Annotated in this window: 2 protein-coding genes; one reads left to right on the top strand and one right to left on the bottom strand. The window is 61.8% G+C overall.

The features are described 5' to 3' along the window. On the top strand, positions 1-872 hold an 872-nt coding region (locus ABT116_RS49700), incomplete at its 5' end, for a helix-turn-helix domain-containing protein (protein WP_351648334.1). 8 nt (positions 873-880) lie between these two features. Here the strand turns inward: ABT116_RS49700 and ABT116_RS49695 are convergent. Then, the coding region (locus tag ABT116_RS49695; protein ID WP_351648331.1) for an L-threonylcarbamoyladenylate synthase at positions 881-1,071 on the bottom strand (191 nt) is incomplete at its 5' end.

Here is a 1,071-nt window from a genome sequence, read left to right as displayed (position 1 = left end):
AATTCATTCCCCTCGACGTGCAGGTATCCCGGTCGGATCTACGCGGGGGATTTACCGCATCGGTGAGGCGACGCTCGCTGGACGACTTCGGTCTCGTCGACCTCAGTTGTGATCCGTGCTCAGGAAAGCGAACAGCAACTCAGGTATCCGACGCCACGGAAGACTGGGTGGTGCTGATCGCAATCCGTTCAGGACGCGAAGCGCTGACACGGGCAGGCGAAACGATTCTCGTGGGCGCTGGTGACGTGGTTCTGTGGGATACGCGCAATGAGGCCGAGTTCGAGGTGCTGGAGGCGATTCGTTCGATCAATTTGCTGATTCCTCGCTCAGCTCTGGCAGAGGTCTCTGGTCGAGCGTGGCCGGCTTTCGGCGGCGCACTGAATCGGGACTCACCGTCGGTACGGTTGTTGGTTTCCTATCTGTCGATGCTGGACGATTCGTTGGCCGAACTTCCTGAATCTGCGATATCAGCGGCAAGAAATGCCACCCTCGAACTGTTCGACGGGGCGGTGAGCCAAACCATCGGAACCGGCGACGCTGTCGGTTCCGTCGCTCTGCGCTTGTCGATCGATGCCTGGATCGACGGGCACCTGAGTGATCCGTCGTTGTCGTTGACCGCTGTTGCTGCCGCCCACGCGGTCTCGGCCCGGACGGTCCAGCGAGTCTTCGGCCGAACTGGCGAGACGTTCAACGGGACGGTACGGGCGCGGCGCTTGGCCAGGGCGCGTGAGGAATTGCGCCGAACGAACGGCTCGATCACCTCGATCGCAACCCGATGGTGTTTCTCCGACGCGAGCCACTTCTCGCGACTGTTCAAAGAACGGTTCGGGACTTCTCCGGCGGCCTTCCGCTCTCGGAAAATGCAGAGCTGACGTCGCGGCTACTCGAAACGGGAAGGATCTCCCGCGCCGACGCGCACGATCTCGGGAACACCGGACGAATAGTCGACGACTGTGGTGGGTTCGGTACCGCAGTCACCCGAGTCGATGACGGCGTCGAGTTGGTGGTCGAGTTCTTCCTTGATCTGCCAGCCGTCCGTCATCGGTTCCTCGGCGCCGGGCAGGAGAAGGG

Origin of the sequence: Streptomyces sp. NPDC002130 (assembly GCF_040296465.1) — a bacterium.
Classification (GTDB): domain Bacteria; phylum Actinomycetota; class Actinomycetes; order Streptomycetales; family Streptomycetaceae; genus Streptomyces.
This window is presented reverse-complemented; position numbering and strand designations above follow the sequence as displayed.